We start from the raw sequence: 25,089 nt of genomic DNA, 5'->3' as shown, positions 1-25,089 counted from the left end.
ATCTCGTTCACTTATCTGTTGAATAGAATTCTTATGGTATTTACCCAATTGGGTTAAACATCACAACGACCTTGAATTTAACTTAGGACATTTACGCAGTAATTGGAATAGCTAGGCCATGATAAAATTCCACAAAAAACAGGAAATTTACGCTATTTCAGGCTAAACCTATAAGAGTGCCGTTTGATTAATAGGGGAACTCTATGGATGCGCTTGCCAATCGCCTGAACTATAAAGTCAATTTTGCTATCTCTATTGAGGATTTTATTCGATTAATTCGCCAGTCACCATTTAAAGAAATGGTGCCAACCGATAATCTTACTCAATTAGATGCAATGCTGAATAACGCGGATTTATTGGTTAGTGCATGGGATGACGAACAAGTGGTCGGTTTTGTCCGCACGGTGACGGATTTTAGTTCTTGCTGTTATATCTGCGAACTGGCCGTTGATATGCATTATCAAAAACACGGTATCGACCGCCAATTAATGCGCCTCGTCGCTGAAGAACTCCCCGCCGACTGCCAGATTTTATTTTTCTCCACCGACAGCAACCTCACCGAATACTTAAAACTGGGGTTCACCCAATCCCCAAGAGCATGGCACACCACGGCAGAGAATTTTTTGGTTAGATCGGCAGAGCTGGATGAATAATAGAAAGTAAAATTACTAAAAACGTAGAAAATGATAGAGTGATAAGCAACTCATCTCGTTAGTAAAAGACTGACATAGACACATAAAAACAAATTTAATTTAAACGAGTATTAAAATATCTCGATATTGATGCTCTAAATAATTTGTACTACAGCTAGGCGGCAAGCAAGTTTAACCCAAGAAGCATACACAAGTATGGAAAACACGGGGAATATCTCAAAAACAGTTTCAATTTAGGTTTTATTAAAAACTCCCCTAATGCGGATGCTCTAAATAATTCGTGCTACAGCTAGGCGGCTAGCTAGTTTAGCCCTAGGAGCATACATCAGTATGTGACTAGGGTGAACTAGTGAAGCCAACAACGCTGTGGTGCGAAGTATGACGAGCATCACTTCAATTTGCCGCGGAGGCGTTTTACAGCCTGACTATGCAGCTGACTCACCCTTGACTCCCCCACCTCCAACACCGCGCCAATCTCCTTCAAATTCAGCTCTTCTTGGTAATACAGCGTCAGCACCATTTTCTCGCGCTCAGGCAGCTGCTCAATCGCCGCCGCAATTTGGTCACGCAAGCTGGAGTCCAGCAACAAGCTCAACGGGTTACCGCCGTCATCTTCATCCATTTGTGGCTCACAGCTTTCCCCGTGAATTTCATGCCACTCATCATAGGAAAACAGTTGGCTATTATTGGTGTCTAGTAGCACTTGGCGATACTCAGCAAGGTCAATATCCAGCGCTTTGGCGATTTCCGGCTCAGTCGCACTTCGCCCTAATGATTGCTCCAGCGCACCAATGGCTTTGGTCATTTCACGCGCTTGGCGGCGTACACTACGCGGCACCCAGTCACGGCTGCGCAATTCATCTAGCATTGAGCCACGAATACGCTGCACCGCATAGGTAGCGAACGATGCCCCTTGAGTCACATCGAAACGTTCCAATGCATGCAGTAAGCCTATGCCCCCCGCTTGAATTAAGTCGTCAATGTCAACACTAGCGGGTAGTCTAACTTGCAGTTTTAGGGCTTCATGGCGTATTAGAGGGTAATAACGCTCCCATAGGCTATTTTTATTAATCACACCTTCGGCAGTATACAAATCACTCACAACCTGAATCACCCTTCAAGCTCTATAAAAGTTATTCATTATCTGTGTTGGTTTTGAATTCAATCCGTAGAGTAAGGCACTAAATATGGCTTTATTTGCCTTATCCTAAATAGGTAAAATTTGAATGATTGCAATGTTAACGATTGTTTTAACACAATTTTTAGGGAATTTTACTGGTAATACAAGAGGGAGTGGTTGTTTTATTGAGAAGTGATTTTGTCATTAAATTGCAGATTTGGACTTTAGACTTTGTTATTGACTAAATTAGCCTTCTTAAAGCAAGTAAAGTTATCGGTAAGCAGCAAGCTAGCTTAACACTAAGCATGAGAACCAAAGTAAACATAGCACTAGATATGGAAAATAATGACAAAGAAAATAATCAGATTAATGGATTATATATAAATAATATCATTGTTAAATACAATTAATATTAATTGAACATTAAGTTAATTCGGACTAACAAGGTAAACAACTTATTATTTGACAGATTTAACTTATATAATGTATTTTTACATTCACTAATGTAATAGCATATTAGTTTAATTAAAAAGTAAAATAACATATAGATATTTTTAATTTATTATCTTTTAATTTAAACTTAAATAATTAAGAAGAAAAATGATATACAAAATATATTTCTTTTATTTTTTCTATCTTTTCCCAATGTGGATATCCAAAACATTGCAGCCTATCTACTGGGAACAGCAGGCGCAATTAACGTTATTTTCAATTTCGTACGTAATGATGGCAATTGCGGGGGCCTGCTCACTACTTTATGCCAAAGGACTGTCCCAAATTGGCACTAAGCATGGGTTAATGGTGGGCTTTTTTCTATATGGAGGCGGCCTTGTTCTTAGAGCCTATCCCACAGGCATGGCTATCGCTGTCACGTCAGGTTTGATGGCAGGGATGAGTGCGAGTATTATCGCTATTGCACTTAAATCACTGATTTTTAATATTGATAAACAGGAACAAAATAAAGTCCTGCTACACACCGATAATTTAAGCACAATTGCACAAAGCCTTGGGGCTTTTATTGCAGGAGGGCTAGTGACGATTTTATCAATTATCGATCAAACTCCATATCGTTCCGCCTTATTGATTAGCGGGGTCATGGTATTAATCGCCATTGTAGCCATTCCTTCATTAAAAATACCAAAAACTGAGAAACCATTAGTAAAAAAAGGCTCCCAAAAAGGCACTTCATTTTTTCATTTTCTCAATAAAGCAGATTTAGTTTTATTTATTGCATTTATTCTCAGTGGCACCAGTTGGGCGTTGATCTTACCCATTATCCCAGTGTATTTAAAAAACATGCATTTTTCAGATGCGAATGTTGGCCTTGTGATGTCATTAGGCATTATTTCTGGGCTAGTACTCAAAAACCTTTTTATGTTTATTTTTTCTGACAAAGATAAACCTATCTCATTACTCGTTTTTTCTGGTTTATGCATGCTGATGCTCTATGGTATGTTTTGGTCAATAAAATTTAGCTCCCCGATTGTTTTCGCCATCTCGATTATTGCCATGTATATGTTTAGAACCGTTTGCTCACTGCTGATCAATTTGGTTGAGATGGAGATTGCACGCAAAGGGAATGCCGAACATATTTTTGGTTTAATACAAACCGCATTTTTGACAGGGGATATCTTTGGCGGAATTTCCCTACCCTATGTTTATGAGTCTGGTTTTCTGGTTAACACCCCTCTGGTTATTATTATTTTTATTCTGTTATCAAATATATTAATTTACAGCTGTGCCAAAACCAGCGCTAAAAGCCATACAGAACTTGTCTGAAAATGCTTAAGCGAGCCCTAAATAATTCGTGGTGCGGCTAGGCGACGAAGGAGATTATCCCGATGAGCGTACATAGGTACGTGATTCGGGTGAGCGACTGAAGTCAACAACGCTGCGGCGCGAAGTATGACGGGCAAAGAAAAGGCCAGCATTGCTGGCCTTTAATCAGGAATACAAGTCTAAATTAACGTAACAGACTTAAAACACCTTGTGGAACTTGGTTAGCTTGTGCTAACACAGCAGTACCCGCTTGTTGCAGAATTTGACCACGGCTCATGTTAGAAACTTCTGTTGCGAAGTCAGCATCTTGAATACGGCTACGTGCTGCGCTCAGGTTGTTAACAGAGTTGTTCAGGTTGTTGATGGTAGACTGCATACGGTTTTGTATAGCACCTAAAGAAGAACGTAGCGTATCTACAGTTTTTAACGCTTCATCTAAGGCAGCTAAAGGCTCATCATCAATGGTTATTTTAGCTTCATTATCCGCTACTAATTTAGTCTTATCAACTTCACCCGTGGTAGCATTAAAATCAGAACGATTAACTTCATAGTATTTACCATCTTGTTTCAGAAGGAATGTATCTGGTAACACTTCTCCATTGGTACCCATTTTTTGGAATACCTCTTGACCCTCTAGAGGTTTAATTGCAGCTGAACCAGTTTTTGCATCAATAATCTTATCACCTTCTGCAATAACCGTTTTCGCCTCACCCGGTTTAGTTGTAACAGGAGTTACTCCAGTTGTATCAATCTCACCCTTAGAATTAATATTTGCTTCTGTTATTGTATAATATTCTTTACCTGCACCCGCTTCAACTTCTACTACATACGTACCATCTGTATCTGTTTTATAGAGCACTTCACTTTTTCCAGCTGAACCTGCTTTATAATTTACCTCAGGAGTATCTTTAACTGCAGTATCTTTCAATTTAATTTGATCACCGATTTGACCTTTTTTAGTCAAATCTAGGTTGTCAACTTTCAAGACATTACTATCAATTTTTTTCAAATCAATAGAGATAGTTTCGTTATCGTTCGCACCAACTTGGACTTTTAAAGATGAATCTTTGCTTAGTACTTTAACGCCGTTAAATTGAGTTTGTTCCGAAATACGATTAATTTCAGCTAAGCGTTGATCAACTTCCTCTTGAATCGAAGTGATATCAGATTCTGAGTTTGAACCTGTTCTTGCTTGAACTGTCAGCTCACGAATACGTTGTAAGTTATCGTTAATTTCGTTAACCGCGCCTTCCGCAGTTTGTGCGATAGAGATACCGTCGTTTGCGTTACGTGCTGCTTGGGTTAAACCTTTCACGTTTGCAGTAAAACGGTTAGCAATCGCTTGGCCAGCTGCATCGTCTTTTGCGCTGTTGATACGTGAACCGGAAGATAAACGCTCAATCGCAGTACCCAGTACGCCTTGTGAACGGTTTAAGTTGTTCTGAGTGGTCAGAGACAAAATGTTAGTGTTGATAACTTGTGCCATGATGTGATCCTTATTATTCAAATTAATGCGTTAAGCCAAAATGCTTAACTTGATGAATTTCGTCAGCAACTAGGTTATCGGCTACAAAAAAGTCCCCTTTAGGCTTTTTAGTGAAAATTTTTATTTTTAAGGTTGGAAATGGCTTTACAGCCCGCTTTTAATGCCATTATTTTTAACACATCCATTAATTTTTATTAATTTTCTTATTATTTAATTTCAATAGGGATAATTACCTACTTTTCTCTTATCAGCTCTCGCCATCACTCTTTTTCAGAATAGTCTAAAATTTTGCTCCGTTTTGCCGATAAGACTCTAAATAAATTTTATTTCAGAGTTAATAACACAGGCATATACTCTAAATCATTCGGGTTGCAGGTAGGCGACAAGTGAAGATAGACCGATGAGCATACACAAGTATGTGATTCGGCTAGCTGAATGAAGTCAACACCCCTGCAGCTTGAAGGATGACGAGAATAGCGTAGGAGAAAACATGGCAGGCATATCCACACTCGGTATCGGGTCAAACTTAGATTTAAACGTGCAAATGGACCAATTAGAAGCGATGGAGCGCCGTCGTTTAGAGCCACTGACCACGCAAAAAGCCAGTTATGACGCGCAAATTAGCGCCTTTGGCAAAATGCAGTCGTCCTTAGAGAAACTCAAAAAAGCGGCTGAAGATTTAAAGAAATATGGCGATATCAGCACCACCAAAGTGAATGGCGAATATAAAGCCTTTGATGTAAAAACTGACGGTAAAGCGGTTGCGGGTGTACATGATGTGATAGTCACTCAGTTAGCAAAAGCACAAACTATCGCCACCAAAGGCACACCTAACAATAGCAATAAAGAATTGCTGGGCAATGGTGCACCTGAGCGAACCATTACCATCACACAGCCGTCACAAAAAGAAGATAAAGATAAAATCGTTATCAAACTGGATAACGAGCACACCTCACTGATTGAAATTGCGGATGCCATCAATAAAACTGATAAAGGCGTTTCCGCATCCGTCATCAAAGATAAAGACAATATCTATCACCTTGTCGTTACCTCTAAAAAAGAAGGTAGTGAAAACCGTATTAGTATCAATGTGGAAGGCGATGACAAACTGGCTGCTATTCTTAATGTTGAGTCTGAAATTGATGCGGATGGTAAGGTTACCTTAAAAAATGCCGACACCAGTGGTATGGTGCAAAAAGTGGCTCCACAAACTGCCTTATTGGAAATCGATGGTTTCAAATTAGAATCACAAACCAATGAAGCCAAAGACTTATTTCCTGGTTTAACCTTAACGCTGAAAAAAGAAAGTGAAGACGGTAAAGCTGACCATTTAATCGTTTCGGAAGATATTGAACCCGCCAAAGGTAAAATTAAAGCGTGGGTAGATGCCTATAATGAATTCCAAACGTTAGCCAAAGAGCTCACCAAATACACCCCAACGGAAAAAGGCACCGCACCAGATAAAACCAATGGCCCACTAATTGGTGATTCCACTTTACGCATGATCCAGAGCACCCTGCGCACGCAAGTTCGTATGCCACAAGCCAGTGGGGAAGTCGATACTCTGGCTAAAATGGGTATTAAACAAAAACTGGATGGCACATTAGAAATCGATAATAAAGTGCTAGATAAAGTGCTCAAAGAAAACCCATCGAGTGCCAAAGTGTTTTTTGCCGGTGACGGTAAAGAAACTGGTTTTGGGACTGAAAACTTTAACTACTTGAAAGACACCTTGGACAGCAAAGAAGGCACCCTGCACAACGCCACCGATGGTATCCAGAAGAAAAAGAAAAGCTTAGACAAACGGATTGAGCAGACCAATAAACAAATCGAAAATACCATGGACATGTACCGTCGTCAATTCCAAAACCTCGATAAAATGATGACGTCACTGAACAGCACCAGTAATTCATTAGGCCGATTATTAGGCTAATACTTTTAGGTTAAAAACATGTATCAACGACACGCACAGCAAGCCTATCAGCAGGTCGATTTGGAGAGTGAAATCACCAACGCGACCCCATACCAACTGATTCAAATCCTGTTTAAAGGGGCGCTAAGTGCCCTAAAACGTGGGGAGATTTTTATGCAGCAAGGTAAGGTGGCGGAAAAAGGTAAAGAAATCTCAAAAGCTATCGACATCATTGACACTGGGTTAAAGCAGTCGTTAAATTATGAAGCTGGCGGCGAACTTGCAGAAAATTTAGCAAGTTTGTATGAGTATATGACTATGCAGCTACTCCGTGCCAACCTCGAAAACAACGTGGCTTATGTCCAAGAAGTTTACCAATTACTCTCCGATATCGCCTCTGCGTGGCAACAAATCGGTGCAAATGTGGATGAAAGATAATCAGGTGGACAATAAAAATCCTATCGATTTACAAGAAATATACCGTAATGTCTTAGTATTAAGTGAAAATTTAGTTGCCTTAGCGCAATCCGGGGAATGGGAGACGTTGGTCTCCCGAGAGACAGAATATGTCCTTGCGGTGGAAAACCTCACCAAGTTAACGCAAGCGTTCGAAAAACAGCAGCCAATAACTGAAGAGTTTATTCAGTTATTGCATAAAATTATTGAAAATGAACGCGTTACTAAAGAATATTTACAACAGCATTTAAACTTTTTAAGCAAAGAAATTAAGCAATTAGACCAAAAACGGGTACTCAATAATAGCTATGGCCAATTTGATGAGCCAGACACCCCGTTAGTCGTTCGCCCCATGGAATGAATTTAAGTGTCAGGCCAACAAGCCTGACACCCTCTTTCCTTCGGGATTACAGCCTATTGTTGCTGCTTTAGACGTTGCTGCTTTTTCAGTTTTTTCAACAGCATATTGCGTTTTAACGGCGACAAGTGGTCAAGAAACACTTTACCGTGTAAGTGGTCAATTTCATGTTGCATGACAATTGCTAAAAACTCGTCACTATCCACTTCAAACGCTTTACCGTGCCTATCGTACGCTTTCACTTTAACGCGCAGGAAACGGTCTACATCCGCATAGATTTCCGGCACAGACAAGCACCCTTCTTGATAACTGGTTTCCCCTTCACTTTCGACGATTTCAGGGTTAACAAATACCATGGGCTCATCACGGTTTTCTGAAATATCAATCACCATAATGGATTTAGTTTCAGCAATTTGCGTGGCAGCAAGGCCAATGCCGTTATCCGTGCTGTACATGGTATCTAACAAATCGTCGATTAAGGTTTGTACCGCAGCGAAATCCGTCACTGGGCTGCATTTAATACGCAGTCGTTCATCTGGAATTTCAATAATTTCTCTTACTGCCATAATTTAAACCCTATAAATTCGATTACTTTTATTCAAATATCAATAATTCAAAATATTTTAAGCGGCAGTAGCGATATTCGATAGCCGCTAACTGCCATCACAACTCTGCCAGTGAAGTATGACGAACAGATAAAATATTATCGTCTTTCTATTTCATCAACAACATGCAAAAAATGGCATTGTTAATCCGAAAGAAAATTTCACTTTAAACATCAATGAATTATCACTAAGCTGTTTAGTTTAAACCCTTATGCCACACAAGGTACATAAAATTTCACAGAAAAATAACACGTTATTTTAAAAAAAACATCTAAAATAGAAAAATGGTGCTCCTTTGTAGGTTTCCAACTGTTTCTGTTTTATCGGCTAGTCGCAGTTATTTGCCTATAGATATTTAATTTTATGTTTTTTCATCATAAAAATTCAGTTAGGCCACATTCAAATTATTTTCAAATTAATATATAATAAATAATAAGTGGCTTATCTTATAATTTAATCAATTTAAAAAAACCATATATATTTACAATAGAAATATCACTGCCTTTATTCCAATCAAACACGAATATCCCGAATAAATATAATTTAAAAAATCGATTTTACCCGCCAGAGAAATGACCCTATTATAAATAAGTTGAGAAAAACAAACCCCCTCTCATTCTTCTTTAAATAATTATTTAAATAATACGAAAATTAACACATGGAAAAGAAAGCATTAGCTCGTCACTTAGTGGCTATATTACTCAGCGGTTTGTCTTATAATGCAGCAGCCAACACTACATTTTCAAAGCCCGCACCAACATTAAGCCATATCAACGCATATGGCATCAAAAATAACGTTAAAAGCATTATTGATATTAATGAAAGAATCAATAATATTGATAGCCAAATAAGCCAGATGGATTCAAGTTTTAATAATAGCATTAATAAGTTAAAGAAAAACAATAACAATAGGCTTAAATCAGAAACTACGAATATACGAAGTGAGTTAGTGAAGTTACAAGATACCGTAGACAATTCCATACTTGATTATTACAATGTAAACGCTGAAAAAATACAAAGTAATACTGATTTAATTAATGACCAAATCACATCAATACAAAAAGATAAAGAAATAGAGCACCATGCGTTTGACTCAAAATTAAAAGAAGTTGAATTATATGTACAAGGTGCATTAATTGGTGTAAATGCGGCCGACCAAGTCACCGAACAATTGAATACCAATATTCAGAATCTAGATAAAAAAGTCATTGGAAACACCTCGTCAATAAAAACCCTAAAAAGTGATGCGGCCAAAACACAAAAAGCGAACGAAGTTAAATTCACAAAATTAGAAAATAAATTTGACCATGGAGTCAGCCAGCTTGATAGCAAAATAGATAAACGTGCCCAAGAAGCCAATGCGGGTATTGCCTCCGTTGCTGCAATGAGCAATATCCCTTATGCAACAAATACCCGTTTTAGTGCCGGTGTTGGCGTAGGTAATTACAAAAATGGTTCTGCGATCGCTGCTGGGGCTCAATATCGACTAAAAGAAAATATCAACTTACGCAGTTCTGTTTCTTGGAATAACTCTGATTCTGCCGTTATCGGAGCGGGTGTCGCCTTCGGTTGGTAATTATCTAACCCCTATTTTTCATATAACCTTTATAAATTATTTATAAACATTAACCATAGTACCAATGATACATTGGTACTATTTTTAATCGCCCTAATCGGCCAATATCTAAATTAACTAGCTCTGCGTTGTAATTAATCTTGGTGATAAGTCACAATCGCAATTGGTGTTGGGTTAATGGTAACCCAAAGATTAGACATACCTACATGAGTTAGCGATGACTCACTTACTTTATTACAACTGGTTTCAGATTGGCATTTCGAGAGAAATTCACTGGCGACTTGCTGGCTAAGCCCTTGCTTTGTTAAATAACTCATTTCATTTTCTAACTTTTGTTGGAAGTCCGCAAAATCTGGTTTTGGCGAGGTATAATCTTCAACCCCAACAAGTGTAGTGGCAACTTGAATGAGTGCGCCATCATCAAAAGTTAGTTGGTTTTCATAGCTCCAATCATTAAAAGGTTTTTGCTGCCCAAAAGTACAAACTGTTTTATTGCCATTTTTTTGGCATTTCCCCGCTTTAATAAAACTTATGCTATCCATACTTTGCCCCCAGTTTAGGCCAAATGGTGCAGTCGATGTGGTATCGCACCCTACTAATAACAACGCAGCAACCCCAACTACCATCCATTTCATACTCTCACCTCACTAGTCAATTTATCTCATGCTACAGGGTGAGGAGGCTAAATTGAAGTAAAAAAGTCATCAGCTATTAACTCAATCAACATTAATATTTATATTTTAAGTTATTTATTTAACAATAAATTTACATACAATTAATTATTATCAAAAAGATAAAGTTAATACAGATAAATCATCGTATACAGATTGCCAGATTTACTTTGGGTCTATACAATGCTCTGCTTTACAGGATCCCAGTATCACTGCAATATAGATAACTATCGTATTCTTAGTCAGTTACCCCTCTAGCAATACCTAAAACTCCCTAGATGGTTCTTGAATAACAAGATAGCTGAATCGTTACAACCTGGTTTTGTAATTAATTGCTTTTGTAGCTAGTGGATTTTGTAACTAGTTGGTGGGCGAACAGGTATTCACCAGTCGTATTATTAACAAATAACCATAACGTAAAGTACAAATTGTGAAATTACTATTTTCTCTTTCTTTAACAACCGCCATTCTCTCCGGTATATGGGCTTGGGTTGCAGATAGCTTAGGGTTAATCGGCTGGGCCGGGTTTTTAGGCTGTACTGCGTATTTTGCTTACCCCAAAGATGGGCTTAAAGGATTAGGTATTACTGCACTAACCGTCAGTAGCGGTGTAGTTTGGGGGTTGGTGATCCTGCATAGCGGTGACTACCTGCAACACTTACCTCATTTTGTTGGGTACTTTGTTACGGGTATTGTTGCCTTTTTGATGTGTATGCAAGCTAAAAAACAGTGGCTTTCTTATATACCAGGCACGTTTGTGGGTACCTGTACTATTTTTGCGGCTGAAGGTGCTTGGTTGGTAACGATTCAATCACTATTAATCGGTGTGCTATTTGGCTTTGCAATGAAAAAAAGTGGGCTTTGGTTATTTAAAAAGTACTTATCGGATAAAAACTAAAAAAAACCGCCAATATGGCGGTTTAAATAAATCAATGAAACCAAGGGAATTTCAAACAGATTCGATATTACATTAAAATTGTCTAACAGCAATATATAACATTTTGATTTAACTAGTAATTAATCGAATATTAAACTAAGTACCCTTACTTATACCCACAAATATAATAATGATAAGTTTGTTAATAAAATGATAAAATTCGGACTTGAAATTCCAATTTAGATTAATAAAGCTTATACAACTGGTCAAACATCAGTCGAATTAATTCTTTTTAATATAATCATATAGTGAAATTCAGATTTTTCTGCATCCTTATATTATCAATAAAAAAGTAAAACCTTTTCTAAGCACCAATATGTTTTTCTTTCGTTAATTGATAACTTAGACTATTAAACCAATCAAAAGTGAAATAAAAGCGTAATAAACTAATTAAATTTACATGGCTAGAACGTAAAATCAGAATCGTTTGAAAAACACACTTTCATTCCTCTGCTATACTTGAATAAGAATATCTTAAGACCTATAACTGAATGTAACGAAAGGAAGAAGATATGATTAAAAAAATTTGCTTTTTAGCCTGTTCATTAGCTGTCGTATTCTCTTTAAGCGCATGCAACACCACCAAAGGTGTTGGTGAAGATATAGAAGCAGGTGGCGAAGCCATACAAAGAGCAGCTAAATGATGGCTAACAACCATCATCCTTAAATATTAGCTACCTCGACTAGAACTGACATATATACCAAACGGTGACAGTTTCGCCGTTTGGTATATAAATTTAAAGAGCCTATAAATTCCTAAACCTTACTCTATTGAAATACAGAACATTTTAATATTGGCTAACAGGATCACAATTTAATTATGCCTCTCTTTTACAATGGGAGCCATCCAGCTAGGAGAGCATAATGAACCCGAAAAATAAAATTAATGTGTTAGACCACATTTCACCTGAAATGCAATCTGTAATGCAATTTTATGCAGAAACCCCATCCCCTTCCCCTATTGACACCAGCTATTACGGAATGCGACAAGCGTATATTGAAGATAGAAAATATTGGAATGCAGAAGCGCCAATGATGCACAATATTTACGATATTCAAGTACCAACTCAATATGGCAATATTTTGACTCGTCTATTTCAACCCCTGAAGTCACCACCAGCAACTTTATTTTATATTCACGGAGGCGGGTTTATTTTAGGTAATTTACAAACTCATGACCGCATAATGCGGTTACTAGCCTGTTATTCAGGCTGTACCGTTATTGGAATAGATTATTCGTTATCCCCTGAAGCTCGTTACCCCCAAGCCATTGAAGAAATATCCACCGTTTACCAGTATTATCAACAAAATGCCGCAGAGCATAATATCAATATGCAACAAGCTGGCTTTGCAGGTGACTCAGCTGGCGCAATGTTATCTCTTGCTTCTATACTTTGGTTGCGTGATAACACTATAGAAAGTGCCAATATTAAATCCGTTTTATTGTGGTATGGGCTTTATGGCTTACAGGATTCAATCAGTCGGCGGCTATATGGTGGGGAATGGGATGGGTTACAAAAAGAAGACTTAGAAAATTATGATAATGCCTATCTCGGGGAAAATGGTGATAGAGAAGCCCCTTATTACTGCTTATTCAATAATGACTTAACCAATGATATTCCACCTTGCTTTATTGCTAGTGCAGAATTTGACCCTCTATTAGATGATAGCTTGGCTTTATTCCGAACACTCGACGCTAACAATATATCTTGTGAATATAAAATGTACCCAGGAACTTTGCATGCTTTCTTACATTACTCTCGCATGATGCAAATATCAGATGAAGCAATTCGTGATGGTGCGAATTATTTTATCAAACAACTTTTATAATATTAACTCTATATTTATTGAAGATAACAGACGATAAAACGAAAAAACCTCGCATTTAGCGAGGTTTTTGAATGCTTAGCGATTCGTTTATCGTTATTTAGCGATAACGTTAGCTGCTGCAGGGCCTTTAGCACCATTTTCAATGGTGAATGAAACTTGTTGGCCTTCTGCTAATGATTTGAAGTTATCACTTTGGATTGCAGAAAAGTGAACAAATACATCTTTGCTGCCGTCTGCAGGAGTGATAAAACCAAAACCTTTATCATCGTTAAACCATTTTACTGTACCAGTCATTGTATTAGACATAGAATTTCCTTTAATTTTTTAAAATTGCCATAAGGCATGTTGCGGTTTGTTCTTGTGGTACTTATGGGAATTAATTAGAAGGAATTCGCAATGAAGTGGTATCTGAGATAACGCTTAATGGTGAACATCTTAAAACTGACTAACATAAATAGGCCTGTACTTCCAAACCAGTGAGCATATTAAGCCACACTTATAACCAAATGGCAAATTTTATTTTCACATCAATTCAAGAAACAAATAATTTGCTATTTATCCGAACCTAAAAGAAAGCACATCTTCAGGTTTAGTACCTATCAAAAACACCATAATCAGGCCTTTCACCCCTCATCACCGCTCGCTGTTGCTCATGTACCGCTTCTCTATCGGCTCTTTTTTGTTCGGATGAACGGGCGTCTTTATGCGGCTTTGGCCATGTTGGTTTATCAGGCTCGAAAGAAGGCGTAAATGTACAACCCGTAATTAAAAATAGACAAAATAGCGAAGAGATTACTTTCATAATGGCTTTTATTTTTCCAATACAGCGATTAGGTAAAAACACTTAATCATGATACCAATATTTATCATTTATCTAAATCATTATTTGGATACTACTTTGGTAAAATGACCATTGATAATTCACAATAACAATATATAAAGTAGGATTTAAGATAACAAAAAAGCCGCATCACGCAGCTTTTAAATCTTGTAATGCATTACAGTTATGATTGACTACTTTTTTCAGTTGGGTCAAACGGAAGCCCACCAGCAAAGACAAATGATAACCCAACAATAACGAACGAAACCATAACAAAACACTTATCAATAAATCGTTTCATACTGTTATTCCTATGCTTGATCATCGAATTAAAATATGCGAACCGATTATTATTGGCAATAAAAAATTACCCCATTACTTTCCCAACAGAGTACTAAAAGATCAATTAATTTATTACATTCAAATAAATAGTAAAATCATACTGGCATAGACATAATTTCTTGATACGCCGCCACTAGCTTATTACGTACTTGAATTCCCATTTGTAAACTTAAACTTGCTTTTTGCATATCAACCATCACGTCATTTAAGGAAATATCTTGCTTTCCTAACGTGAAGTTTTCAACTTGCTTAGCTGAATCATTACGTGTTTTATTAATTTGATTTACGGAAGCAACTAGGTGATCAGCAAATCCAACTGGCTCTATTACGGGTTTAATTGGGTTAGTGGCTTGGGTTGCCACGACATTTAATTGTGAAATAACCCCTTCAATCGCTTGAACTGTCATTCGATTCTCTTCTTATTAAATTAATGTGAATTTTTCATTAACCTATATTGGCTAGCTTACCCTATCACACCCTTTTTAACTTGAAGCCGATAAATAACACCAATTTTATAGGCTGATTCCGTCATTAGAACCCCTTAAAACAAGAAATAATAGCAAAGTGAAAAAGTGACGTTACGAAGAGGGAAATAACATTGTTTCACCAAAAGTATTTTCATCCGTCTAGTAGTCTGCCAAGCAGGGAATATTTATGAGTGCCGCATCTAAAGACACGGGGGAGGCCAAAAAGGGTTTTGCCTCTATAGTTGAAAGGATTAAAGCTGATCCTAAAATACCGTTAATGATTGCGGCGGCTGCGGCTGTTTCAATTATTGTCGCCCTTCTCCTCTGGCTACGCAGCCCTGACTACCGTGTACTTCTTAGCAATTTAAGTGCTAAAGATGGTGGCGATATTGTTGGCCAGCTAACTCAGATGAATGTGCCATATCAAATTACTGATAATGGTAGCGCTATTTTAGTTCCTGCAGATAAAGTGCATGAATTACGTTTAAAGCTCGCTCAATCAGGTTTACCTAAAGGTGGCAATACTGGTTTTGAATTATTAGATAAAGAACAATTCGGTATCAGCCAATTTAGTGAGCAAATCAATTACCAACGTGCATTAGAGGGTGAACTCTCTCGTACTATTGAGTCCCTAAGCCCAGTACAAAGTGCTCGGGTGCATTTAGCAATTCCTAAACCCACCTTATTTGTGCGTGAGCAAAAGCTACCAACGGCTTCTGTGACGGTCGGTTTACTACCGGGAAGAATGCTTGATGAAGGGCAAATCAGCGCCATTGTCCATATGGTATCAAGTAGCGTAACAGGCCTAACCGCGAGTAATGTCATTATTGTTGACCAAACGGGTCGCTTACTCACCAATAACGATAATAGCCAGCAATCGGCAAACAGCGCACAAATCAAAATGACTAAAGAGATGGAGTCTCATCTCAAACAGCGCATTGAAGATATTCTGTCACCGTTAGTCGGTCGTGCCAATATTCATGCCCAAGTCACCGCACAAATGGATTTCTCGAAAGTCGAACAAACTTCAGAGGAATATAAGCCTAACCAAACGCCAGATAGTGCGGCTATTCGTTCCCGCCAAAACAGCCAAAGTATGCAAAATAACAATGGCGGAACCGGTGGAGTGCCAGGTGCGCTGTCAAATCAACCCGTTAGTGCACCAAGTGCACCTATTGAAACCAATAAAGACAATAAAGATGGCGCTCAAACGGCGAATAACCGTAATAGTGTCTCGAACTCGCAAAGCGATGAAACCACAAATTACGAGGTAGATCGCAAAATTAGTCACACTCAACGGCAAATTGGTGTCGTCGATAGGCTCTCGGTCGCAGTTATTGTCAATTACCATTCACAAGATGGTGAAAATGGCCCAGAAATGAAGCCATTGCCACCAGAGATGCTGCAACAAATTGAAGCATTGACACGCGAAGCAATGGGCTTTTCCACTGCACGTGGGGATTCTCTCAACATTACTAATTCATTGTTTACCAATGAGGCTCCGGTTGAAGAAGCACCTTCGTTACTTGAAAGCCCACAATTTATTGCTCAGTTACTGGATTACGGAAAAATACTGCTTATTGCCATTATTGCTTGGTTTATGTGGCGTTTCGGTATCAAACCTCAATGGGTTAAATACCGTAAAGCACAACAAGCCCAAGCTGAAGCCGAGGTTTTTGTTGCCACACAACTGAAAACTCCGCTCGTGGTTGATGAAGCGATTGATGAAGAAATGGATGAGCAAACACGCCGTCGCCTGACTCGTCAACGTGTTAGTGCTGAGATCCAAAGCCAACGTATCCGTGAAATGGCAGAAAAAGACCCACAAATCGTGGCAATGGTTATCCGTCAGTGGTTAGGAAAATCCCAATGAGTTTAAGTGGAACAGAAAAAAGTGCCGTGATGTTAATGACGCTCGGTGAAGACCAGGCTGCGGAAGTATTTAAGCACCTGAATCCTAAAGAAGTTCAGCAATTGAGTATGGCAGTGTCAAACATGCGCCAAATCTCAAATAATGAATTGGCAGAAGTATTAACTGAATTTGAAGAGTCAGCGATTCAATTCGCGGCTCTCAATATCAACACGAATGACTATCTGCGTTCTGTATTGGTGAAAGCACTTGGCGAAGAACGCGCCGCAAGCTTACTTGAGGACATCTTTGAAAAACAAGAAACCACGTCAGGGATCGAAAGCCTCAACTATATGGAACCCCAAACCGTTGCCGATATTATCCGTGATGAACATCCGCAAATTATCGCGACTATTTTGGTTCACTTAAAACGCAATCTTGCAGCGGATGTCCTCGAATTATTCGAAGAGCGCCAACGCAACGATATTATGCTACGTATCGCCACCTTTGGTGGTGTCCAACCTGCTGCATTGGCGGAATTGACCGAAGTATTGAACAACTTACTGGATGGCCAAAACCTCAAACGCAGCAAAATGGGTGGCGTGAGAACTGCGGCAGAAATCATCAACCTGATGAAAAGCCAGCAAGAAGAAAGCGTTATCGATGCAATGCGTGATTACGATGGTGAGCTTGCTCAACGTATTATTGACGAAATGTTCCTATTCGAAAACCTTATCGAGGTGGACAACCGCAGCATTCAACGTATTTTGCAGGATGTTTCGACAGACTCGCTGGTTATTGCCCTCAAAGGCAGCAACCAAGCACTACGCGACCACTTCCTCAACAATATGGCCGCTCGCGCTGCAGAAATCGTGCGCGACGATTTGGAATCACGTTCTCCTGTGCGTATGTCTCAAGTGGAAAACGAACAAAAAGCCATTTTGCTTATCGTTCGTCGTTTAGTCGAAAAAGGCGAAATCGCGATAGGTGGTGGAGACGACGTCTATGTCTAAGTCAACAATTCCAAATGACCAATGGCAGCCTTGGCAGCTTCGTGAGCTTAATCAATGGGATCTCAACTCAGGCATTCCTGCATTAAGTGATGTTCCTGAGCCTGACGCGCCAAAAGTCCCGTGCCTTGAACCAAAAGAAGTGTTAGAGCAAATTAATTTGCTCGATAACATCAAGGAAGATGCACAGCGGACGGGTTACCAACAAGGGCATGAAAAAGGCCAGCAAGAAGGTTACCAAGCTGGTTTTGAGCAAGGCTTACGAGCTGGAGAAGAACAAGGGCGTGAGCAGGCACTTGCTTTGCAACAACCTGTGATTGAAACATGGCAAAAACTGCTGTCTGAATTCAATTATTCTCTCGATACCTTTGATACGGTGGTGACCACTAAACTGTTGCAGATAGCGTTGACTGCGGCTAAGCAAGTTTTAGGACAATCCACCGTTTGTGATGGCACCGCATTGTTGGAGGAAATCAGCCAGTTACTCCAACAAAAACCGATTTTTGCTGGGCGGCCTGAACTACACGTCAACCCAAATCATTTTGAATTGATTGAACAGCACCTAGGTTCCCTACTCAACTTGAACGGCTGGCGCTTAGTCGCTGATCCTAAACTGCATATCGGTGGCTGCCGAGTCGTCGCTGAAGACGGTGAAATTGATATGACTGTGGCGACACGTTGGCAAGAATTGTGTCGTTTATATGCACCGGAGAGCTTTTCATGACGGCACGATTGGGACGCTGGATTGCTTCGTTGGACGATTTAGAATCGCGGATGAAAGGGATCCCGATGGTGCGTCGTTATGGCCGCCTCACAAAAATCACTGGCTTAGTGATGGAAGCCGAAGGCATTAAAATGCCTTTGGGGGCAACCTGCTTTATTGAACGCTCAATTAATGGTGGCTCAGATGAAGTGGTGTGTGAAGTCGTCGGCTTTAACGGCCCAAGAATGTTATTGATGCCATTAGCCGACCTCGAGGGGATCGCCCCGGGTGCCCGTGTTTATGCACAATCAACCGGTGATGACGGGCAAACTAGCCGCTTACTCCCTATTGGTAATGAATTATTAGGCAGAGTACTTGATGCCCAAGGTAATCCATTAGATGGAAAAGGCCCCTTAGAGGTAAAAACACGCGCGCCATTAATTACCCCACCAATTAACCCATTAGAACGAACGCCTATTAGTAATGTATTGGATGTCGGTGTTCGTGCAATCAATGCATTATTAACCGTCGGTCGCGGCCAACGTATGGGGCTATTTGCTGGCTCTGGTGTGGGTAAAAGCGTATTACTTGGCATGATGGCACGCTTTACACAAGCCGATATTATCGTAGTCGGGTTGATTGGTGAACGTGGTCGTGAAGTCAAAGATTTCATTGAAAATATCTTAGGGGCTGATGGCTTAAAACGTGCCGTTGTCGTTGCAGCGCCAGCCGATGTGTCTCCTCTATTGCGCATGCAAGGCGCCTCTTATGCCACTCGTATCGCTGAGTATTTTCGCGATAAAGGTTTAAGTGTGCTGTTGATTATGGATTCACTCACTCGCTACAGCATGGCACAACGGGAAATTGCGTTAGCCGTGGGTGAACCACCAGCAACGAAAGGCTATCCACCTTCTGTATTTGCCAAATTACCAGCATTAGTTGAGCGTGCAGGGAATGGGAAAAATGGTGGGTCAATTACCGCTTTCTATACCGTTTTAACGGAAGGGGATGACCAACAAGACCCAATTGCTGACTCGGCTCGCGCCATTTTGGATGGCCATATTGTACTTTCACGTTCACTGGCAGAGTCAGGGCACTACCCTGCAATAGATATCGAGGCATCTATCAGCCGTGCCATGACCGAGCTCATTCCTAAAGAGCATTACCGAAAAATTCAACGTTTCAAGCAGTTAACGTCTAGTTACCAACGCAACCGAGATTTAATTAACGTCGGTGCGTACGCCATGGGCAGTGACCCCATGTTGGATACGGCAATTCAATATTACCCACGTATGTCGAAGTTTTTGCAGCAAGATATTGATGAACGATGTGATTATCAAACCGCATGCGAACAGTTGACACAAGTGGTTCCCAACGAATAACGAGGGGATAAATGGCCAAAAATAATGCCTTAACAACATTACTCACCTTAGCTGTTGAAGCCTCGGAAGAAGCAGCGAAAGTGTTAGCTCAAGTACGCCAAACCCACACCCAAATGGCGCAGCAACTAAATATGTTGGAAAACTACCAATCCGAATATCGTCAAAAACTCAACCAAACCTTGCATACGGGTATGGAATCGGATAAGTGGCAGAATTATCAGCAATTTTTGGTCACATTGGAACTGACCATTGAACAACAGCAGCAACAACTGAATTTATGGGAGCAACGCGTTAACGAAGCTAACCGCCATTGGCAAGAAAAACAACAGCGTGTCAACGCGTTCGATACGTTAATTCAACGTGCTGAACATACTGAATACCAACGTCAAAACCGCTTAGAACAAAAGCAAATGGATGAATTTGCTCAACGAGCGACTTTACGGAGACCTCAATAAATGGACATCAACGCCCTGAATGTGCCAACCGCATCATCGACTAAAAATGGCAATATACAACAAAATGAATCGCGCGCTGATGAAAATCAAGCCCCTGCACTCCCCTTTCAAGCCATGCTTGATAACCAGCAACCGATTGAAAAACAAAATGTCACTAATCAACCGATCAATGAAGAAGCACTTAACAAAGGCATTGTTGATAACAAACTGGCAATAGCGAGTAAAGAAACGATTGAACAAACCAAGGTTGGGCAAAAAACGGCTGAAAATGCCATTGAGCAACTGAACTTTAGCCGTAACTTGCGTGCTGATAGCGTGCAAACTGCACTTAACACTGAGTTATTAACAGGCAAAGATGCTAACGAGCAAGCGTGGTTAAATAGCCTAAAACAGTCATTAACTGGCCAAGTACAAGCAACGGCAAATACAACTATTAAAACAGAAGCACACTCGGTTTTAGGCGCATTTACCCAAAAAATGCAGCACCTAACGGATAATGCAGATGGCATCATTAATGAAGATGATGGCAAACATCTGGAAGGTTCACAGCAACAAATCGCAGGCGAAGAAGATGGCCCAGAACTTGGGGTATTTATTAAGAATGAAAAAGAAGAACGTCGTGACCAGCCTCTTTTTCCCTTTGATAACCCACGAGATATACGCAGTAAAAATTTAACTGCTGATTTCATGCCATTGAATAAAAAAGTGAGTGATAAAGACCCAGTATTAAACCTACAAAATGTTTCAAGTGAAGCCCTGAACCAAACCGCGAAAGGCGCATTTACACTACAAACTGAGACTGGTGCTTTTACCACCACATCCTCACAGCATACAACGACCGCGCCAGTTAGCATGATGCCAACGACATCAACAGCCCAAGCGGCAACCATAAATGCGCCAACGGCTGCTCCAACCATGCATTTAGCCAGCCAATTAGGTAGCGAAGCGTGGCAGCAGCAATTAAGCCAACATATGTTATTTTTCTCTCGCCAAGGAATATCTCAGGCACAAATTCGCTTGCACCCTGAAGAGTTAGGATCACTAAATGTGCATTTACGCATCGAAGATAACCAAGCAGTAATGCATTTTGTCTCTCCACATAGTCATGTACGTGCTGCCATGGAATCCATGATGCCAGTGCTACGCAGTGCGCTACAAGAAAGTGGTATTCATCTTGCTCAAGGCTCTGTTGGCCAAGATAACTTGAACCAGCAATCCGATAGCTCGCAGCAAAATGCGCACCAAAACGATGGCCAAATTCAAGCGACACATCCATCCGTTGGTGCTGTTGGTATCAGCGAAGCAAATGCCACTGTTTCACCTAAAAATGTAGCATCAAGACAAGGTGGCATTAACACTTTTGCATAAAAAACAAACGAATCGCGGTAATTTCCTAGCTAAAGCGCCGAGTTACCGCCTTTTTGTTTCGTTTTTCACTCCTTTAACTCTTGGCAACCAAGCCATAATGCTAGAGATCATAACGTAAAAACCCATTTGGGTTTAGCATCCAAGAAACAGGAATTCAGCTAAATGTCGTCGAGCAAAAAATCAAAAAGTTCCAACAAAGGGTTGCTTATTCTATTTGCCCTTCTTGCCCTTGCTGGCGCAGGGTTTGGGGGTTATACCTGGTGGACGACACAACAAGGCACGCAAACGGCGAGTGAGGAAGAAAAGCGCCCGAACATGCCACAACCCATTTTTATGGAGTTAGAGCCATTTACCGTCAATTTGGCAGGTGCAGCCGATGCACCTGATCGTGTGCTTTATATCCATGTGACTTTGCGACTTGCGAACGAAAAATCGCGCAAACAACTTCATGAATACCTCCCTGAAGTGCGTAGCCGTTTGTTACTGCTACTTTCAGAGCAAAAAGCAAAAAATATTGAGACGCATGAAGGTAAGTTGCAGTTAATGAAAGATATCAAGCAAACACTCACCCCTACCCTGATCCCAGGTGATACCGATCAGGATATTTCTGATGTGTTATTTACTACTTTTATTCTGCGGTAATATTCATGAGCGATAATATTTTATCTCAGGCCGAAATTGATGCGCTGCTTAATGATGATGCACCATCAAGCAGTACGCCTGTGCCAGAGACTCAAGGGAAAGATAATGTTCGCCCTTACGACCCGAATACTCAACGTCGAGTTATTAGGGAGCGAATGCAGTCTCTCGAAATCATTAATGAACGTTTTGCTCGCCAGTTCCGTATGGGTTTGTTCAATATGTTACGTCGCAGCCCAGATATTACGGTGGGCGGTATTAAAATTGAACCTTACCATGAGTTTGCGCGTAATTTACCCGTACCGACTAACTTAAACTTAATCCATATGCCGCCTTTACGAGGCACGGCACTGTTTACCTTTGAGCCCGCATTAGTTTACATCGCTGTCGACAATCTATTTGGTGGAGACGGCCGCTTTCCTGTACGGCAAGAAGGTAAAGAGTTTACCAATACTGAACAACGCATTATCAATCGCATGCTCAAGTTAGCTTTAGGGGCTTATCGCGATGCTTGGAAGCCAATCGCTGATATTGAAGTGGAATATGTACGTTCTGAAATCCAAGTCAAATTCACTAATATCACCACCTCCCCTAATGACATTGTCGTTACCACACCGTTTTTAGTGGAGATAGGCAATACCGTTGGTGAATTCAGTATTTGTATTCCGATCGCCATGATTGAGCCATTACGTGAACGTTTAATAAACCCACCAATGGAACAAGGCCACCAAGAAAATGAAACTTGGGTCACCAACCTTGTCACCCAAGTGAAACGTTCTGAACTTGAGTTGGTTGCCAACTTTGTTGACATTCCAATGCGAATTTCTCGCTTACTGCAACTGCAAAAAGGGGATGTGATCCCAATTGAGAAACCTGACCGCCTCATCGTTAATGTTGATGGCGTTCCCGTATTAACCAGTCAATACGGTACTCAAAATGGCCAGTATGCATTGCGTGTAGAACATTTGATTAACCCTGTATTAAACACTCTAGATGAGGAAAGTACCAATGAGTGAGGCGAAGAACTCTCCTGATGCATCAACCAATCACGACAGTGAAGACCTGTGGGCTGAAGCGCTGGAACAGCAAAAAAAAGCGGAATCCGCCTCAGCTGGTGCACAGGCTTTCGACAACTTTGATGGACAAAACCCGCTAAATCAACTGTCTGATATCGATATGATCATGGACATTCCTGTCCGTCTTTCAGTTGAATTGGGTCGCACTAAAATGACCATTAAAAAACTACTGAGCTTATCCCAAGGCTCTGTGGTTTCACTGGATGGCTTAGCGGGTGAGCCACTGGATATTTTAATCAATGGCTATTTAATTGCGCAGGGAGAAGTGGTCGTGGTTTCAGATAATTACGGTATTCGTATTACTGACATCATTACGCCTTCCGAACGTATGCGCCGTTTAAGTCGTTAATTAACCACGTGAGTCGCTGATAATGGCAATACCCAATCAAACTGAGCAGGCACCGATATCTGTGCCTTTTTTATCAACAACCGTTTCCTCCGGTGAACCTAATACTCCTGCTATTGACCACAATGATAGCTTAACGCAGATATCAGGGGCTTTAGGGGGGATCATTTTATTGATACTAGCAGGTGCTTGGTTGGTGAAAAAATTAGGATTTGCTCCCCAAAAAATGGGCAAGGAGCAAATCGTAAAAGTCAAAAGCCGTTGCTCATTAGGTAATAAAGAACGCGTTGTGGTTATTGAGGTGAATAATGAGTGTTTGGTATTAGGTGTTACGACACAAAATATCAGCCTCTTACACCAATACCCGGCTGCACCTGAAGTCACTGAGACATTGCCAACTGAACCGCTCACCTTTCAGTCTTTATTAAAGAAAAAACAAGAGGCTGCAAAATGTGCGGCTTCAGTTACACTTATGCATAAGTAATCGGAAGCGCTCATGTTACCTCTAAAATCTTTACTCACGATTACTGCCCTCTTGTTTTTATTGCCAAACTCCGCTTCTGCGGCACTACCTGCCGTGATTAGCCATTCAATGGCTGATGGCGGACAAACTTGGTCTTTACCTGTTCAAACGCTTTTATTTTTGACCTTATTGGGCTTTATTCCCGCCTTATTATTAATGATGACCAGTTTTACTCGCATCATTATTGTTTTAGGTTTATTGCGTAACGCGCTCGGAACGCCCTCCGCTCCCCCGAATCAAGTCTTATTAGGTTTAGCACTGTTTTTGACCTTTTTTGTGATGTCACCCGTTGCAGACCAAGTTTACCGCGAAGCCTACCAGCCTTTTAGCGAAGACAAAATTAGCCTCGAAACCGCTTTAGAGAAAGGAACAGCACCGTTAAGAACCTTTATGTTAGGGCAAACACGCGAATCCGACTTAGCCCTATTCGCAAGAATAGCCAAAGTGGGTGAAATTCAAGAAGCGAAAGATGTTCCATTACGTATTTTAGTCCCAGCCTTTATTACCAGCGAACTAAAAACCGCATTTCAAATTGGCTTTACTATTTTTATTCCGTTTTTAATCATTGACTTAGTGGTTGCCAGTGTCTTAATGGCATTAGGGATGATGATGGTTCCACCTGCAACAGTTTCCTTGCCATTTAAATTAATGTTGTTTGTATTAGTTGATGGTTGGCAACTATTGCTTGGCTCATTATCGCAAAGCTTTTTTAATTAGGATTATTTT

General features: G+C 40.3%; 27 protein-coding genes. 20 read left to right on the top strand and 7 right to left on the bottom strand.

The annotated features are described in order from the left end of the window. The first annotated feature begins 203 nt into the window (after positions 1–203). Positions 204–653 carry a GNAT family N-acetyltransferase gene (locus tag M1F25_RS08680; protein ID WP_140170695.1) on the top strand — a complete coding sequence of 150 codons (450 nt, stop codon included), beginning with the start codon at positions 204–206 and terminating at the stop codon, positions 651–653. A 388-nt stretch (positions 654–1,041) separates the two neighbouring features. On the opposite strand, the gene M1F25_RS08675 is transcribed toward M1F25_RS08680, so the two are convergent. Beyond that, the gene (locus M1F25_RS08675; RefSeq protein ID WP_181489589.1) at positions 1,042–1,755 is read right to left on the bottom strand and encodes an RNA polymerase sigma factor FliA; all 714 of its coding nucleotides are present in this window, start codon (positions 1,753–1,755) and stop codon (positions 1,042–1,044) included. Between the two features lie 618 nt (positions 1,756–2,373). Between M1F25_RS08675 and M1F25_RS08670 the strand changes: the two genes are divergently transcribed. Then, entirely contained in the window at positions 2,374–3,552 is a 1,179-nt protein-coding gene (locus M1F25_RS08670) for an MFS transporter (protein ID WP_181489588.1), read from the top strand. A 184-nt stretch (positions 3,553–3,736) separates the two neighbouring features. Here the strand turns inward: M1F25_RS08670 and M1F25_RS08665 are convergent, their stop codons facing one another. After that, positions 3,737–5,038: a FliC/FljB family flagellin gene (locus tag M1F25_RS08665; protein WP_181489587.1), complete on the bottom strand. Its 1,302-nt coding sequence runs from the start codon at positions 5,036–5,038 to the stop codon at positions 3,737–3,739. Positions 5,039–5,528: 490 nt separating this feature from the next. Between M1F25_RS08665 and fliD the strand changes: the two genes are divergently transcribed. Genes fliD through fliT form a run of 3 tightly spaced genes read left to right on the top strand, consistent with a single transcriptional unit; the run spans position 5,529 to position 7,767 of the window. After that, positions 5,529–6,971, top strand: a complete 1,443-nt coding sequence (gene fliD, locus M1F25_RS08660) for a flagellar filament capping protein FliD (RefSeq protein WP_094961191.1) — start codon at positions 5,529–5,531, stop codon at positions 6,969–6,971. An 18-nt stretch (positions 6,972–6,989) separates the two neighbouring features. Further along, on the top strand, positions 6,990–7,388 hold the full coding sequence (gene fliS / locus M1F25_RS08655) for a flagellar export chaperone FliS (RefSeq protein WP_004909969.1): 399 nt from the start codon (positions 6,990–6,992) through the stop codon (positions 7,386–7,388). Next, on the top strand, positions 7,378–7,767 hold the full coding sequence (gene fliT / locus M1F25_RS08650) for a flagellar protein FliT (protein ID WP_094961189.1): 390 nt from the start codon (positions 7,378–7,380) through the stop codon (positions 7,765–7,767). Before fliS ends, fliT begins: the two co-directional genes overlap by 11 nt. Positions 7,768–7,820: 53 nt before the next feature. On the opposite strand, the gene def is transcribed toward fliT, so the two are convergent. Continuing rightward, positions 7,821–8,330, bottom strand: coding sequence for a peptide deformylase (def, locus tag M1F25_RS08645; protein WP_004255567.1), 510 nt, complete (start codon positions 8,328–8,330; stop codon positions 7,821–7,823). 697 nt (positions 8,331–9,027) lie between these two features. On the opposite strand from def, the gene M1F25_RS08640 reads away from it, so the two are divergent. Next, entirely contained in the window at positions 9,028–9,945 is a 918-nt protein-coding gene (locus M1F25_RS08640) for a YadA C-terminal domain-containing protein (protein ID WP_226617188.1), read from the top strand. A gap of 134 nt (positions 9,946–10,079) precedes the next feature. Here M1F25_RS08640 and M1F25_RS08635 read toward each other — a convergent pair whose 3' ends face one another. Beyond that, positions 10,080–10,580 carry a hypothetical protein gene (locus M1F25_RS08635; RefSeq protein WP_094961188.1) on the bottom strand — a complete coding sequence of 167 codons (501 nt, stop codon included), beginning with the start codon at positions 10,578–10,580 and terminating at the stop codon, positions 10,080–10,082. 466 nt (positions 10,581–11,046) lie between these two features. Between M1F25_RS08635 and M1F25_RS08630 the strand changes: the two genes are divergently transcribed. From M1F25_RS08630 to aes, 3 genes are all read left to right on the top strand, one after another. Next, the gene (locus tag M1F25_RS08630) at positions 11,047–11,514 is read left to right on the top strand and encodes a DUF1097 domain-containing protein (RefSeq protein ID WP_094961187.1); all 468 of its coding nucleotides are present in this window, start codon (positions 11,047–11,049) and stop codon (positions 11,512–11,514) included. A 551-nt stretch (positions 11,515–12,065) separates the two neighbouring features. After that, positions 12,066–12,197, top strand: coding sequence for an entericidin A/B family lipoprotein (locus tag M1F25_RS08625; protein WP_004255580.1), 132 nt, complete (start codon positions 12,066–12,068; stop codon positions 12,195–12,197). Between the two features lie 220 nt (positions 12,198–12,417). Beyond that, the gene (aes, locus tag M1F25_RS08620) at positions 12,418–13,383 is read left to right on the top strand and encodes an acetyl esterase (RefSeq protein WP_181489586.1); all 966 of its coding nucleotides are present in this window, start codon (positions 12,418–12,420) and stop codon (positions 13,381–13,383) included. Between the two features lie 93 nt (positions 13,384–13,476). Here the strand turns inward: aes and cspA are convergent, their stop codons facing one another. The 3 genes from cspA to fliE all read right to left on the bottom strand — a co-directional run bounded on the left by cspA (position 13,477) and on the right by fliE (position 14,952). Then, positions 13,477–13,689, bottom strand: a complete 213-nt coding sequence (gene cspA / locus M1F25_RS08615; RefSeq protein ID WP_036957846.1) for an RNA chaperone/antiterminator CspA — start codon at positions 13,687–13,689, stop codon at positions 13,477–13,479. Positions 13,690–13,972: 283 nt separating this feature from the next. Beyond that, positions 13,973–14,185: an AAA family ATPase gene (locus M1F25_RS08610; RefSeq protein ID WP_071585855.1), complete on the bottom strand. Its 213-nt coding sequence runs from the start codon at positions 14,183–14,185 to the stop codon at positions 13,973–13,975. A gap of 455 nt (positions 14,186–14,640) precedes the next feature. Continuing rightward, complete coding sequence (gene fliE / locus M1F25_RS08605) at positions 14,641–14,952, bottom strand: flagellar hook-basal body complex protein FliE (RefSeq protein ID WP_004255594.1); 312 nt, start codon at positions 14,950–14,952, stop codon at positions 14,641–14,643. Between the two features lie 247 nt (positions 14,953–15,199). Here fliE and fliF point away from each other — a divergent pair, with 247 nt between their 5' ends. The 11 genes from fliF (at position 15,200) to fliP (ending at position 25,080) form a co-directional block, all read left to right on the top strand. Continuing rightward, entirely contained in the window at positions 15,200–16,885 is a 1,686-nt protein-coding gene (gene fliF / locus M1F25_RS08600) for a flagellar basal-body MS-ring/collar protein FliF (protein ID WP_181489585.1), read from the top strand. Then, a complete protein-coding gene (gene fliG / locus M1F25_RS08595) occupies positions 16,882–17,874 on the top strand; it encodes a flagellar motor switch protein FliG (protein WP_004255600.1) in 993 nt (330 codons plus the stop codon). The genes fliF and fliG overlap by 4 nt, the downstream gene beginning before the upstream one ends. Further along, positions 17,867–18,595, top strand: a complete 729-nt coding sequence (gene fliH, locus M1F25_RS08590) for a flagellar assembly protein FliH (RefSeq protein WP_136135208.1) — start codon at positions 17,867–17,869, stop codon at positions 18,593–18,595. The genes fliG and fliH overlap by 8 nt, the downstream gene beginning before the upstream one ends. After that, the gene (fliI, locus tag M1F25_RS08585; protein ID WP_094961183.1) at positions 18,592–19,956 is read left to right on the top strand and encodes a flagellar protein export ATPase FliI; all 1,365 of its coding nucleotides are present in this window, start codon (positions 18,592–18,594) and stop codon (positions 19,954–19,956) included. The genes fliH and fliI overlap by 4 nt, the downstream gene beginning before the upstream one ends. An 11-nt stretch (positions 19,957–19,967) precedes the next feature. After that, positions 19,968–20,411: a flagellar export protein FliJ gene (gene fliJ / locus M1F25_RS08580; protein WP_094961182.1), complete on the top strand. Its 444-nt coding sequence runs from the start codon at positions 19,968–19,970 to the stop codon at positions 20,409–20,411. Then, complete coding sequence (locus tag M1F25_RS08575) at positions 20,412–21,779, top strand: flagellar hook-length control protein FliK (RefSeq protein ID WP_181489584.1); 1,368 nt, start codon at positions 20,412–20,414, stop codon at positions 21,777–21,779. It abuts the gene before it with no gap. A 162-nt stretch (positions 21,780–21,941) separates the two neighbouring features. Further along, the gene (fliL, locus tag M1F25_RS08570) at positions 21,942–22,421 is read left to right on the top strand and encodes a flagellar basal body-associated protein FliL (protein ID WP_094961180.1); all 480 of its coding nucleotides are present in this window, start codon (positions 21,942–21,944) and stop codon (positions 22,419–22,421) included. 5 nt (positions 22,422–22,426) lie between these two features. Next, a complete protein-coding gene (gene fliM, locus M1F25_RS08565) occupies positions 22,427–23,434 on the top strand; it encodes a flagellar motor switch protein FliM (protein ID WP_094961179.1) in 1,008 nt (335 codons plus the stop codon). Beyond that, the gene (gene fliN / locus M1F25_RS08560; RefSeq protein WP_004255621.1) at positions 23,427–23,843 is read left to right on the top strand and encodes a flagellar motor switch protein FliN; all 417 of its coding nucleotides are present in this window, start codon (positions 23,427–23,429) and stop codon (positions 23,841–23,843) included. The genes fliM and fliN overlap by 8 nt, the downstream gene beginning before the upstream one ends. A 22-nt stretch (positions 23,844–23,865) precedes the next feature. Beyond that, complete coding sequence (gene fliO, locus M1F25_RS08555) at positions 23,866–24,324, top strand: flagellar biosynthetic protein FliO (protein ID WP_172412225.1); 459 nt, start codon at positions 23,866–23,868, stop codon at positions 24,322–24,324. Positions 24,325–24,336: 12 nt separating this feature from the next. Continuing rightward, complete coding sequence (gene fliP, locus M1F25_RS08550; RefSeq protein WP_096864725.1) at positions 24,337–25,080, top strand: flagellar type III secretion system pore protein FliP; 744 nt, start codon at positions 24,337–24,339, stop codon at positions 25,078–25,080. The last annotated feature ends 9 nt before the right edge of the window (positions 25,081–25,089 follow it).

Source organism: Providencia sp. PROV109 (assembly GCF_033681625.1).
GTDB lineage: Bacteria > Pseudomonadota > Gammaproteobacteria > Enterobacterales > Enterobacteriaceae > Providencia > Providencia hangzhouensis.
Note: the sequence above shows the minus strand (reverse complement) of the source record. Positions and strands in the feature narration are given on the sequence as shown.